Annotated in this window: 12 protein-coding genes; 11 read left to right on the top strand and 1 reads right to left on the bottom strand. The window is 64.4% G+C overall.

Features of this window, described 5'->3' with window-relative positions; genetic code table 11:
* Positions 1–12: 12 nt before the first annotated feature.
* The 6 genes from ASC75_RS15030 (at position 13) to hflX (ending at position 7789) form a co-directional block, all read left to right on the top strand.
* Positions 13–2313 carry a PAS domain-containing sensor histidine kinase gene (locus tag ASC75_RS15030; protein ID WP_055976897.1) on the top strand — a complete coding sequence of 767 codons (2301 nt, stop codon included), beginning with the start codon at positions 13–15 and terminating at the stop codon, positions 2311–2313.
* Positions 2303–3664 carry a sigma-54 dependent transcriptional regulator gene (locus ASC75_RS15025; RefSeq protein WP_055976894.1) on the top strand — a complete coding sequence of 454 codons (1362 nt, stop codon included), beginning with the start codon at positions 2303–2305 and terminating at the stop codon, positions 3662–3664. The genes ASC75_RS15030 and ASC75_RS15025 overlap by 11 nt, the downstream gene beginning before the upstream one ends.
* Before the next feature lie 32 nt (positions 3665–3696).
* Positions 3697–5073 carry a Trk system potassium transporter TrkA gene (trkA, locus tag ASC75_RS15020; protein WP_055976892.1) on the top strand — a complete coding sequence of 459 codons (1377 nt, stop codon included), beginning with the start codon at positions 3697–3699 and terminating at the stop codon, positions 5071–5073.
* Positions 5074–5151: 78 nt separating this feature from the next.
* A complete protein-coding gene (locus ASC75_RS15015) occupies positions 5152–6015 on the top strand; it encodes a D-amino-acid transaminase (protein ID WP_055976890.1) in 864 nt (287 codons plus the stop codon).
* 139 nt (positions 6016–6154) lie between these two features.
* Positions 6155–6400, top strand: a complete 246-nt coding sequence (gene hfq / locus ASC75_RS15010) for an RNA chaperone Hfq (RefSeq protein WP_018428055.1) — start codon at positions 6155–6157, stop codon at positions 6398–6400.
* Positions 6401–6457: 57 nt separating this feature from the next.
* Positions 6458–7789: a GTPase HflX gene (gene hflX, locus ASC75_RS15005; protein WP_055977678.1), complete on the top strand. Its 1332-nt coding sequence runs from the start codon at positions 6458–6460 to the stop codon at positions 7787–7789.
* 104 nt (positions 7790–7893) lie between these two features.
* On the opposite strand, the gene mazG is transcribed toward hflX, so the two are convergent.
* The gene (mazG, locus tag ASC75_RS15000; RefSeq protein ID WP_055976887.1) at positions 7894–8718 is read right to left on the bottom strand and encodes a nucleoside triphosphate pyrophosphohydrolase; all 825 of its coding nucleotides are present in this window, start codon (positions 8716–8718) and stop codon (positions 7894–7896) included.
* 153 nt (positions 8719–8871) lie between these two features.
* Between mazG and crcB the strand changes: the two genes are divergently transcribed.
* From crcB to ASC75_RS14975, 5 genes are all read left to right on the top strand, one after another.
* Positions 8872–9249 carry a fluoride efflux transporter CrcB gene (gene crcB / locus ASC75_RS14995; RefSeq protein WP_055976884.1) on the top strand — a complete coding sequence of 126 codons (378 nt, stop codon included), beginning with the start codon at positions 8872–8874 and terminating at the stop codon, positions 9247–9249.
* A 35-nt stretch (positions 9250–9284) separates the two neighbouring features.
* Positions 9285–10268 carry an RluA family pseudouridine synthase gene (locus ASC75_RS14990; RefSeq protein WP_055976882.1) on the top strand — a complete coding sequence of 328 codons (984 nt, stop codon included), beginning with the start codon at positions 9285–9287 and terminating at the stop codon, positions 10266–10268.
* A gap of 26 nt (positions 10269–10294) precedes the next feature.
* Entirely contained in the window at positions 10295–10945 is a 651-nt protein-coding gene (locus ASC75_RS14985) for an HAD-IA family hydrolase (protein ID WP_055977675.1), read from the top strand.
* A 29-nt stretch (positions 10946–10974) separates the two neighbouring features.
* Entirely contained in the window at positions 10975–11769 is a 795-nt protein-coding gene (locus ASC75_RS14980) for an ATP12 family chaperone protein (RefSeq protein WP_055976880.1), read from the top strand.
* A gap of 213 nt (positions 11770–11982) precedes the next feature.
* Positions 11983–13023 (top strand): glutamine synthetase beta-grasp domain-containing protein, encoded by a 1041-nt coding sequence (locus ASC75_RS14975; protein WP_055976878.1) that lies wholly within the window; start codon positions 11983–11985, stop codon positions 13021–13023.
* Positions 13024–13106: the final 83 nt, after the last annotated feature.

Here is a 13106-nt window from a genome sequence, read left to right as displayed (position 1 = left end):
CTACACGGCAGCATGGCGAACCGGGCAACACCAGCAGGAGTGGCGGACCAACCCGCAAAGAGGACACAGGACGGCAGGCGCCTTCTTGCGCTTCCTGGCGTGGTGGCGATTGTCGCTGCCCTGGTCACGGCCGCGGTCTCCTTCGCCATCCTGGTCGGCGTCACGCCGATTACCCCGGATTCGACGACGACGCTGACCCTGATCGGCATCAACGCCGTTTTCATCCTGATCCTCGTCGGCCTGATCGTCATCGAGATCCAGCGCATCGCCATGGCGCGCAAGCGCGGCAAGGCGGCCTCGCGCCTCCATGTGCGCATCGTCACCATGTTTGCGCTGGTGGCGGCGCTGCCGGCGCTGCTGGTCGCCATCGTTGCGTCGATCACGCTGGACATCGGGCTCGACCGCTGGTTCGAGATCAGGACCAAGACCATCGTCAATTCGTCGCTGTCGATCGCCGAGGCCTATGTCCAGGAGAATGCGCGCAACCTGCAAAGCACGACCTTGTCGATGGCCAACGACCTCGACAATGCGCGTTCCCTCTACGGCCTCGACCGCAGCGGCTTCCTCGAATTCATGGGTCGGCAGGCGCAGTTGCGCGCGCTCGCCCATGCCGCGCTGATTCGACCCGACGGCTCGTTCGTCATGAGCGCCAAGACCGGCGCCGATTTCGCCATGCCCGAGCCGCCGCCGGTCGCGGTCGAATCGGCGGCGGACGGCAAGCCCGTCCTGATCGAGCCGAAGACGCGCAACATCGTCGGCGCCATCATCAAGCTGCGCGAGATCGAAGGGCTCTATCTCTACACGATCCGCTTGGTCGACCCCGAGGTCATCAAGGCGCGCCAGATCGTCACCGCGAACACCGAGGAGTACCGCGATCTCGGCGCCAGCCGGCGCACCACGCAGATCGCCTTTGCGCTGCTCTATCTCGGCCTGACGCTGATCGTCGTGCTGTCGGCGATCTGGACGGGCATTGCGGTCGCCGACCGGCTGGTGCGGCCGATCCGCCAGCTCATCGGCGCTGCCGACGAGGTCGCCACCGGCAATCTCGACGTGTCGGTGCCGGTAAGGCTGTCGGACGGCGATGTCGGCGCCTTAAGCGGCACGTTCAACAACATGCTGCTCGAGCTCAAGTCGCAGCGCAACGAACTCCTGACCGCCAAGGACGTCATCGACGAACGCCGCCGCTTTTCCGAGGCGGTGCTTGCCGGCGTCACCGCCGGTGTCATCGGCGTCGATCCCTATGGCAGCATCACCATCGTCAACCCGTCGGCGGAAGAGATGCTGGCGATCTCCGCCGCGGATTCGCTCGGACAGAACCTGTCGATCCTGCTGCCGCATGTCGGCCGCGTCTTCGAGATCGGGCGCAAGTCGGGACGGGACGTCTATCGCGAGCAGGTGACGTTCTACCGTGCCGGCGCCGAGCGCACCTTCAACGTCCAGGTGACGGTGGAGGAAGGCGACAAGGAAGCGATGGACGCCGACGACACGTCCTATGTCGTGACCATCGACGACATCACCGACCTCGTCACCGCCCAGCGCACCTCGGCCTGGGCCGACGTGGCGCGGCGCATCGCCCACGAGATCAAGAACCCGCTGACACCGATCCAGCTTTCGGCCGAACGCATCCGCCGCCGCTACGGCAAGGTGATCACCGAGGATCGTGAGGTCTTCGACCAGTGCACCGAAACGATCATCCGCCAGGTTGGCGATATCGGCCGCATGGTCGACGAGTTCTCCGCTTTCGCGCGCATGCCGAAGCCCGAGATGAAGGTAATCGACATTCGCGAACCGCTGCGCGAGGCGTCGTTCCTGGTCGAGGTCAGCCGGGCCGACATCGCCTTCGAGCGCGACATCACGCCGGGGCCGCTCAAGGGAACCTTCGACAGCCGCTTGATGGCCCAGGCGTTCGGCAATGTCATCAAGAATGCCGCCGAGGCCATCGAGGCGGCGGAACGCCAGACCGGCGAGTCCGGGGTTATCAAGATCCGGGCGCGACGCGACGGCAATTCGATCCGCATCGACGTCATCGACAATGGCAAGGGCCTGCCGCGCGAACATCGCCAGCGGCTGCTCGAGCCCTATATGACGACGCGCGAGAAGGGCACCGGCCTCGGCCTCGCTATCGTCAAGAAGATTGTCGAGGACCACGGCGGAAGATTGGAACTTCACGACGCACCGGCCGATTTCCATGGCGGGCGCGGCGCGATGATCAGCATGGTCCTGCCTGCGGCAGCCGAAGAGGCGGCAACACCCAAGGGTGCCGCCGACGCAGTGCAGGTCCAAGAAATCGAGAAGGTCGGAAATGGCGTCTGATATTCTTATCGTTGACGATGAGGAAGACATCCGTGAACTGGTCGCGGGCATCCTGAGCGACGAAGGTCACGAAACCCGCACGGCGTTCGACGCCGACAGTGCGCTTGCCGCGATCGCGGATCGTGCGCCGCGCCTGGTTTTCCTCGATATCTGGCTCCAGGGGTCGCGGCTCGACGGGCTGGCGCTGCTCGACGAGATCAAGACCCTGCATCCCAACCTGCCCGTGGTGATGATCTCGGGCCACGGCAACATCGAAACCGCGGTTTCGGCGATCCGTCGCGGCGCCTATGATTTCATCGAAAAGCCGTTCAAGGCCGACCGGCTCATCCTGATCGCCGAGCGTGCGCTCGAAACGTCGAAGCTCAGGCGCGAGGTCTCCGACCTCAAGATGCGCAGCGGCGAGACCCACGACCTGATCGGCATGTCGTCGGCGATGAGCCAGTTGCGACAGACCATCGACAGGGTCGCGCCGACCAACAGCCGCATCATGATCATCGGTCCGTCCGGCTCGGGCAAGGAAATGGCGGCGCGGGCCATCCACGCGCTTTCCGCGCGCAAGAGCGGGCCGTTCGTGACGCTGAACGCCGCCACTATCACGCCCGAGCGCATGGAGATCGAGCTGTTCGGCACCGAATCGAACGGCGGCGAGCGCAAGGTCGGCGCGCTGGAGGAAGCCCACCAGGGTATCCTCTACCTCGACGAAATCGCCGACATGCCGCGCGAGACCCAGAACAAGATCCTGCGCGTGCTGGTCGACCAGCAGTTCGAGCGCGTCGGCGGCACCAAGCGGGTCAAGGTCGACGTCCGCATCATCTCGTCGACCGCGCAGAACCTCGAGGCGATGATCGCCGAGGGCCGCTTCCGCGAGGATCTCTACCATCGCCTGGCGGTGGTGCCGGTCATGGTGCCGGGGCTTGCCGAACGGCGCGAGGACATTCCCTACCTCGTCGACAATTTCATGAAGCAGATGGCCAAGCAGGCCGGCATCAAGCCGCGCCGCATCGGCGATGACGCACTGGCCGTTCTCCAGGCCCACAATTGGCCCGGCAATGTGCGCCAGCTGCGCAACAACGTGGAGCGCCTGCTGATCCTTGCCCGCAGCGACAATCCCGAGGCGCCGATCACCGCCGACCTGCTGCCGTCCGAGATCGGCGACGTCATGCCGCGCGCGCCCAACCAGTCCGACCAACACATCATGGCGCTGCCGCTGCGCGAGGCGCGCGAGATGTTCGAGAAGGAATATCTCATCGCCCAGATCAACCGCTTCGGCGGCAACATTTCCAAGACGGCGGAGTTCATCGGCATGGAGCGCTCGGCGTTGCACCGCAAGCTCAAGTCGCTGGGCGTGTAAGCTGTGGCTGGCAGTCAGGATAGAGATCCCGCATGCGCGTAATCATCTGCGGGGCCGGACAGGTCGGCTACGGCATTGCCGAACGATTGGCGGCGGAAAAGAACGACGTCTCGATCATCGATACGGCTCCCGAGCTGATCCATGCCGTGCGCGACCAGCTCGACGTGCGCGGTTTCGTCGGCCACGGCTCGCATCCCGAGGTCCTTGAGGCCGCCGGCGCGCAGAACGCCGACATGATCATCGCGGTGACCTTGTTCGACGAGGTCAACATCGTTGCCTGCGAGGTGGCGCACGCGCTGTTCAACGTGCCGATGAAGGTCGCGCGCATCCGTTCGCAGGCCTATCTCCAGCCGCATTACCAGGACCTGTTTTCGCGCGAGCACCTGCCGATCGACGTGATCATTTCGCCCGAGCTCGAGGTCGGCGAGATGGTGCTGCGGCGCATCACGCTGCCGGGCGCAACCGACGTGGTGCGCTTCGCCGACAACCACATCATCATGGTGGCGATCGAGTGCCTGGAGGATTGCCCGGTCATCAACACGCCGCTGGCCCAGCTCAGCGAACTGTTCCCCGATCTGCCCTCGACGGTGGTCGGCGTCAGCCGCAACAACCGCCTGTTCATCCCGCATTCGGCCGATCAACTGGTGGCGGGCGATCTCGCCTATGTCGTGACGACCAAGGAACAGGTGCGCCGGACGCTCGGCTTGTTCGGGCATGAAGAGCAGGAAGCGACGCGCATCGTCATCGCCGGCGGCGGCAACATCGGCCTCTATGTCGCCCGCACCATCGAGAAGCGCCAGAGCCGGACTAAGATCAAGATCATCGAGGCGAACCGCGACAGGGCGGTCAAGGTCGCCGACGAACTGCGCCGGACCGTGGTGCTCAACGGCAGCGCGCTCGACCAGAAACTGCTGATGGAAGCCGACATCCAGGATGCCGACCTGATGGTGGCGCTGACCAACAACGATCAGGTCAACATCCTGTCCTCCGTCATGGCCAAGCGCCTGGGCTGCAAGGGCAACCTCGCCCTCATCAACAATCCGGCCTATCACGATCTCACCAAGCCGCTCGGCATCGACGCGCATGTCAATCCGAGTGCGGTGACCATCTCGCGCGTTCTCCAGCATGTCCGGCGCGGACGGATACGCCAGGTGCATTCGATCCAGCGTGGCGCCGCCGAAATCATCGAGGCCGAGGCGCTGGAAACGTCGCCGCTGGTCGGCACGCTGCTTCGCGACCTCGAATTGCCCGATGGCATGCGCATCGGCGCGATCTATCGCGACGGCAAGATCGTCAAGCCCAGCGGTTCGGTGCTGATCAAGCCCAAGGACCGCGTCGTCATCTTCGCGCTCGACAAGGCGGTCAAGCAGGTCGAGCAGATGTTCCGGGTCAGCCTCGAATTCTTCTGACCTGGACCAGCCGTTTGAACATTGCCGCCCGGCGCAGATCGACTAGAACTCCGTAAAACTCCGAGGGTCACCAAAACCATGCCGCGCATCGCTTACGTCAACGGGCGTTACGTCGCCCATTCGGACGCCTCCGTGCATATCGAGGATCGCGGCTATCAGTTCGCCGATGGTGTCTACGAGGTTTGCGAGGTGGCGCGCGGCTTCATCGTCGACAGCGTCGGTCATCTCGACCGGCTCGACCGCTCGTTGTCGGAACTCAGGATCGACTGGCCGGTCAATCGCGCCGTGCTCGTGCACGTCATGCGCGAGGTCATCCGCCGCAACCGCGTCCACAACGGCATGGTCTACCTCCAGGTGACGCGTGGGGTGGCGCCGCGCGATCACGTATTTCCCGCCAACGGCACGCGTCCCGCGCTGGTGGTGACCGCCAAGCGCACCGACCCGGTGGCCGCGGCCAAGAAGGCCGGGGCAGGGCTCAAGGTCATCACCGTTCCGGAAAACCGCTGGGAGCGCGTCGACATCAAGTCGGTCGGCCTGCTGCCCAACGTGCTGGCGCGCCAGCAGGCCAAGGAAGCCGGCGCCCAGGAAGCGTGGTTCGTCGATCCGGACGGCACGGTCAAGGAAGGGGCGGCCACCAACGCCTGGATCGTCACCAGGGACGGTGTCCTGGTCACGCGCCCGGCCGATCATGGCATCCTGCGCGGCATCACCCGCGCCACGCTGTTCAAGGTCGCCGAGAAGCTCGGGCTGACGGTCGAGGAACGTGGCTTTACCGTCGCGGAAGCCAAGGCAGCGCGCGAAGCGTTCATCACGGCTGCAACCACAGTGATCATGCCGATTGTTGCGATCGACGGCCAACCCGTGGCCAATGGACACCCCGGCTCGGTGGCGCTTTCCCTGCGCGAAGCCTTTTTTGACGTTGCGGAAAAAATCCAAGCCTGATAACCGCTTGGGCGTAAATGGTTAAATTCATCTCGTTCAGCTTGCCGCGCGATGTGGCAAGGGGGTGTTTGCTCGCTTGACATGAGCCCGGTAATTTGGCGCATTGGCAGCAGACAGGGATCGGCGAAAGAAAAAAACAATGGCGGAACGATCGCAGAATCTTCAGGACCTTTTCCTGAATTCAGTTCGCAAGAGCAAAAACCCACTCACCATTTTCCTCATTAACGGCGTGAAATTGACCGGGGTCGTTACTTCCTTCGACAATTTCTGTGTTTTGTTGCGCCGTGACGGGCATTCCCAGCTCGTCTACAAGCATGCCATCTCCACGATCATGCCGAGCCAGCCGGTTCAGATGTTCGATGGCGAGGAAAGCCAGGGCGGCTGATTGGCACGCGACAGGAACGCCGGCGCCAAGGCCGGTGCCAGCAATGGACCCGAATCGATAGGGGGCGACAAAGCCCCCACGCGCGCGATCGTCATCGTGCCGGTGCTGACGCGCCAGCCCAAGGGTGACGACGACAGCGCGCGCCCGCGATTGCAGCGTTCGGCCGAGGCCCGCCACGACGAGGCCGTCGGGCTGACCCGGGCCATCGATCTCGAACCCGTGCACACCGCGATCGTCACCCTCAACGACCCGCGCCCGGCGACCCTCCTGGGCACCGGCAAGGTCGAGGAGTTCGCCGAGATCGTGAAGGAGCGCGGCGCTGAGCTGGTCATCGTTGACCATCCGCTGACGCCGGTGCAGCAGCGCAACCTCGAAAAAGAGATGAACGCCAAGGTGCTCGACCGCACCGGGCTCATCCTCGAAATCTTCGGCAGGCGCGCGCGCACCAAGGAAGGCACGCTGCAGGTCGAGCTTGCCCATCTCAACTACCAGAAGGGCCGGCTGGTTCGCAGCTGGACCCACCTCGAGCGCCAGCGCGGCGGTGCGGGCTTCCTCGGCGGTCCCGGCGAAACCCAGATCGAATCCGACCGGCGCGCGCTGCAGGAAAAGATCATCAAGCTCAAGAAGGAGCTTGAGACGGTGGTCCGCACGCGCGACCTGCACCGTGCCAAGCGCCGCAAGGTGCCGTTCCCGGTGGTCGCCATCGTCGGCTACACCAACGCCGGCAAGTCGACGCTGTTCAACCGGCTGACCGGTGCTGCCGTGTTGGCCGAGAACATGCTGTTTGCGACGCTCGATCCGACGCTGCGCCGGGTGCGGCTGCCGCATGGCACGCCGATCATCCTGTCCGACACCGTCGGTTTTATCTCCGATCTGCCGACGCACCTGATCGCGGCCTTCCGGGCGACGCTGGAAGAGGTGGTCGAAGCCGACCTCGTCATCCACCTGCGCGACATTTCCGACCCCGATACCGCGGCCCAGGCCGACGATGTCGAGCGCATCCTGTCCGACCTCGGCGTCGATGCGGCCGATACCGACCGTGTCGTCGAGGTCTGGAACAAGATCGACCAGCTCGACGAGGGCAATCGCGAGCGGCTGCTTTCCGACAGCGTTGACGGTCGCAAGACGCCGCCGATCGCCATTTCGGCAATCACGGGCGAGGGCCTCTCTGCGCTTACTGGCCTGATCGAGCAGCGGGTTTCGGGCGAGCTCGAATCCATCGACGTCACGCTGGAGCCGAGCCAGCTCGGCCAGATCGACTGGCTCTACCGCAATGGCGACGTCGTTTCGCGCACCGACAATGACGATGGCAGCGTCTCGATGACGCTCAAGGCGACAGCTTCGGCCCGCGACGAGATCGCGGCCAAAATCCTCAGGAACAAGCGCTAGGCTTGCCATGTTGGGTTCCTCGCCCCCCGCGAAGCGGGGGAGAGGTGGTTCGCGCAGCGAACCGGAGAGGGGGCGTGCCAGGCTGAGCCCGGTATAGGAACTACCTACTTCGCTGTCTTTGCCTGCTGCCACAGCGCTTCCATCTCGTCGAGCGTTGCCGCCTCCAGGCTGTGGCCGGCATCGTTGAGCGACTTTTCGACATAGTGGAAACGCTTGCGGAACTTGTCGTTGGTGCCGGCAAGCGCCGCCTCGGAATCGAGCTGCAGGTGGCGGCCGAGATTGACCAGCGCAAACAGCATGTCGCCGAACTCGTCCTTGACCGCGGCCTGGTCGCCCTGGGCCATCGCCTCGCGCAATTCGCCGATCTCTTCTTCGATCTTGTCGAGGATCGGTGCTGCCTCGCCCCAGTCGAAGCCGACGCGGGCCGCTTTTTCCTGCAGCTTCAGCGCACGCGTCAGTGCGGGCAGGGCGACGGGCACCCCGTCGAGGAAGCCGTGGCCGTGATCCTCGGGGTCGAGCCCGCGGGCGATGCGCGCGGCACGCCGTTCCGCCTTTTCTTCCGCCTTGATCTTTTCCCACATGCCCTTGGCCGAACGCGCCTCACGCGCCTTGGCGTCGCCAAAGACGTGCGGATGCCTGCGGATCATCTTGGTGGTGATGGCATCGACCACGTCGCCGAAGGCGAACTCGCCGGCCTCTTCGGCCATCTGGGCGTGGTAGACGACTTGCAGCAGCAGGTCGCCCAGCTCTTCCTTCAGATGGTCGATGTCGTTGCGCGAGATCGCGTCGGCGACCTCGTAGGCTTCCTCGATCGTATAGGGCGCAATGGTCGCGAAATTCTGCTCGATGTCCCAGGGACAGCCGGTTTCCGGATCGCGCAGGGCAGCCATGATCTCGATCAGGCGGGAGATGTCTTTGGAGGGTTGCATGGGGCGATGCTATAGCCCGGCTGCCGCCCGCCCAACAATGGCTTGCGGCGCAGCTGCCTTGTCCACAGCCTAGTCGGTGCTGCGCCGGCGCATAACGCCTGCCTGGGCGCGGTTCTGTGTTATGGACCATGCAATTGCGCGCAGGACCTGCCTATGCTTCATCTATCGCTCGTTGCACTCGGCGGCGCCATCGGCGCCGCGCTGCGTCATCTCGCCAATCTGCTGGCGCTCAGGCTCGTCGGGCCTAATTTTCCCTGGGGCACGTTGGCGATCAACGTGCTGGGCTCTTTTGCCATGGGACTGTTCGTCGGCCTGCTGGCACGCCGGTTCGGCGGCTCGAACGAGTTGCGCCTGTTCGTGGCCACCGGCATCCTCGGCGGCTTCACCACCTTTTCGGCATTCTCGCTGGATTTTGCCGCCTTGTGGGAGCGCGGATCGACTTTGCCGGCCTTCGGTTATGCTTTTGCCAGCGTCATATGCGCCATTCTGGCGCTGTTCCTGGGAATGTGGCTCGCAAGAAGCATCGGCTGATGCTATTGGGCCGCTTCGAAAAGGACAATTGAACAATGGCAGGCGTTGAACAGGTCACGGTGGAAGCTGGCGAAACGGGCATGAGGCTCGACCGCTGGTTCAAGTCCCATTATCCGGGGCTCGGCTTCGGCCACCTGCAGAAACTGCTGCGCTCGGGCCAGATCCGCGTCAATGGCGGCCGCGCCAAGGCCGATACGCGCGTCGAGCCGGGACATGTCATCCGCATACCGCCGCTCGAAGTCGACAAGAAGAACGATGGTCCGCTGACCGCCCGCACGATGCGCGACCAGGACGATGGCGACGTGCTGGCCAAGATGCTGATCTACGAGGATTCCAAGGTCTTCGTCTTCAACAAGCCGGCCGGCCTTGCCGTGCAGGGCGGTTCGGGCGTGGTGCGCCATCTCGACGACATGCTCGAGGCCTGGCGCAACAAGAAGGGCGAGAAGCCGCGCCTGGTCCACCGGCTCGACCGCGACACCTCGGGAGTGCTGGTCGTGGCGCGCACGCGTCTGGCGGCGATGAAGCTCGCCGAGGCTTTCCGTGCCCGCGAGACCAAGAAAACCTACTGGGCCCTGGTCAAGGGCGCGCCGCCGAAGCGCGAAGACAAGATCTCGACCTGGCTGGTCAAGGAACAGACGCCGGACGGCGACCGCATGCGCGTCGCCAAGCATGGCGAAAAGGGCGCCGACCACGCGGTTTCCTACTACCGCGTGCTGGAGCAGGCCGCCCAGACCATGACCTGGCTGGAGATGGAGCCCTATACCGGCCGCACCCACCAGCTGCGCGTGCACGCCGCCTATATCGGCTGCCCGATCATCGGCGATCCGAAATATTTCGAGCACGACACCAACTGGGAGTTTCCGGGCGGGCTGCAGAACAAGCTTCACCTGCATGCGCGCCGGATCGTCATTCCGCATCCCGACCATGGCGTGATCGACGTCACCGCGCCGATGCCGCCGCATATGCGCCAGAGCTGGAACCTCATCGGCTTCGACGATGAAAGCGGGGAGCCGGCGTGACGGCAGGCTCCGTGGGCGACAGCGCCTTGAAGCTGGTGCTGTTCGACTGCGACGGCACGCTGGTCGACAGCGCCGACCTCATCCACGCCACCATGGTTGCGACGTTTCGCGAGGCGGGCCTCGCCGAGCCGGCACTGGAGGCGACCAAGAGCATCATCGGGCTGACGCTCGATCTTGCCATTGCGACGTTGCTCGGCCGTCCGCTCGATGCCGAGTGCGGCCGTCTGGCCGAGCGCTACAAGGCGCATTTCATCGCCTCGCGCGCACCCTCGAATTTCCATGAGCCGCTCTATGACGGCATCGCCGAACTGATCGACGTGCTCGCCAAACGCGACGACGTGCTGATCGGCATGGTCACCGGCAAGTCGCGCCGCGGCGTGCAGCGTGTGATGGAAGCCTATGGTTTCGAGCGCCATTTCGTGACCATCCGAACTGCCGACGACTGCCCCTCCAAGCCGCATCCCGCCATGGTGCTGGAATGCTGCGCCGAAACCGGCATCGATCCGGCCTCGACTTTCGTGGTTGGCGACGCCATCTATGACATGCAGATGGCCAGAAGTGCCGGCGCCCGCGCGATAGGCGTGTGCTGGGGTTACCATGGCCGCGACGGCTTGCTGGCGACCGGTGCCGAGACCGTTTTGGCCAAGCCCGGCGATTTGCTCGCCCTCATCGATTGATTGCCCTTTTCGACTGATTGGAACAACCCATGCGTGACATCCTGAGCGACCTTGAAGCTGGCGACGCGCTGTCCGATCCCGATCCGATCCGCCGTGCCCAAAGCACGATGCGCCGGCAACTGCCCAAGCGGTTCTACGAAGCCGCTTCGGTTGCCGCTGTCGACGAAGGCTTTGCCGTGCAGCTCGACGGCAAGCCGGTGCGCACGCCGGGCAGGGCACTGCTTGCCTTGCCGACGGAGGCCGCAGCGCAACTGGTGGCCGACGAATTTGCTGCCCAGGTCGACAACATCGACCCGTTCACCATGCCGGTGCTGCGCCTGGTCAACACGGCGATCGACGGGGTCGCCACCGATCCGCAGGCGGTGCTCGAGGACATCTTGCGCTTCTCGTCGTCGGATCTGCTTTGCTACCGTGCCGACAGCCCGGAAAAACTCGTCGAGCGCCAGTCCGAGGCATGGGACCCGGTACTGGATTGGGCGCGCGCGTCGCTGAGCGCGCATTTCGTGCTGGCCGAAGGCGTCATGCATGTCGAGCAGCCGCGCGCTGCCATCGCCGCGCTTGGCATCCACCTGTCGCAGCGTGCCGAACCGATGCGGCTGGCAGCGCTCCACCTGATGACCACATTGACCGGTTCGGCTCTTCTGGCGCTCGCCGTCGAGGCCGGCGAGCTCGATGTCGAGGCGGCGTGGGCCGCCGCCCATGTCGACGAAGACTGGCAGATCGAGCATTGGGGCCAGGATTCCGAGGCCATCGCCCGCCGGAGCAACCGCAAGCGGGACATGGTTTCCGCGGTGGCTTTGCTCGAGGCGTTGAAGGCTGGCTGATCCCGTTCTGGCCGGCCGGGCGGGCTGCGCCCGAGTCTTGGGCAGAATGTCAGCGCTGCTGCCTTAGTTTGCCTGTTTTTTGAGCATCGGCTTTTTCCGCGAACTCTCCCCCCGTTGCGGTTCCTGCATTTTTCGAGTTGGCACGAGGCTTGCTTCTTCTCTTGCGACACGCCGGCCGCCAATGGCCGGCAGGCACGACACCGAGAGGATAGCATGACGAAGTACAAGCTCGAGTACATCTGGCTGGATGGTTACACGCCTGCGGCCAATCTCCGCGGCAAGACCCAGGTCAAGGAGTTTGCGGAGTTCCCGAAGCTCGAGCAGCTTCCGCTCTGGGGTTTCGACGGCAGCTCGACCAGGCAGGCCGAAGGCAAGAGCTCCGATTGCGTGCTCAAGCCGGTCGCAATCTATCCCGATCCGGCCCGCAAGAACGGCGCGCTCGTCATGTGCGAAGTCATGATGCCGGATGGCGTCACCCCGCACCCGTCCAACACGCGTGCGACCGTCCTTGACGACGAGGGCGCCTGGTTCGGTTTCGAGCAGGAATATTTCTTCTACAAGAACGGCCGTCCGCTCGGTTTCCCCGAAACCGGCTTCCCGGCGCCGCAGGGTCCGTACTACACCGGCGTCGGCTACCAGGCAGTCGGCGATATCGCCCGCCAGATCGTCGAGGAGCATCTCGACCTTTGCCTTGACGCCGGCATCAACCACGAGGGCATCAATGCCGAGGTGGCCAAGGGCCAGTGGGAATTCCAGATTTTCGGCAAGGGCTCGAAGAAGGCGGCCGATGAGATGTGGATCGCGCGCTACCTGCTGCAGCGCCTGACCGAAAAGTACGGCATCGACATCGAGTATCACTGCAAGCCGCTGGGCGACACCGACTGGAACGGCTCGGGCATGCACGCCAACTTCTCGACGGCTCACCTGCGCGAAATCGGCGGCAAGGCCTATTTCGAGGCGCTGATGGAAGCGTTCGGCGAGGCCCGCGAAGATCACATCGCCGTCTACGGCCCCGACAACCACCTGCGCCTGACCGGCAAGCACGAGACGGCGTCGATCGACGTCTTCACCTGGGGTGTTGCCGACCGTGGCGCCTCGGTGCGCGTCCCCCACAGCTTCGTCCGTGACGGCTATCGCGGCTATCTCGAAGATCGCCGTCCGAACTCGCAGGGCGACCCCTACCAGATCGCCTCGCAGATCCTGAAGACCATCAGCACGGTGCCGACCAGCGTCGAGACCAAGGCTGCTGCTTAAATTTTAGGCGAGATCGAACAGCGCCCCGGGTCTCGGCCCGGGGCGTTTCTTCTTCCGAGTCGCAAGACCTGGTAGCAAGAACT

Origin of the sequence: Aminobacter sp. DSM 101952 (genome assembly GCF_001424795.1) — a bacterium.
In the GTDB taxonomy this organism is placed as follows: domain Bacteria; phylum Pseudomonadota; class Alphaproteobacteria; order Rhizobiales; family Rhizobiaceae; genus Aminobacter; species Aminobacter aganoensis.
The sequence above is the reverse complement of the archived record's forward strand: the minus strand, read 5'-3'. Positions and strand labels throughout refer to the sequence as shown.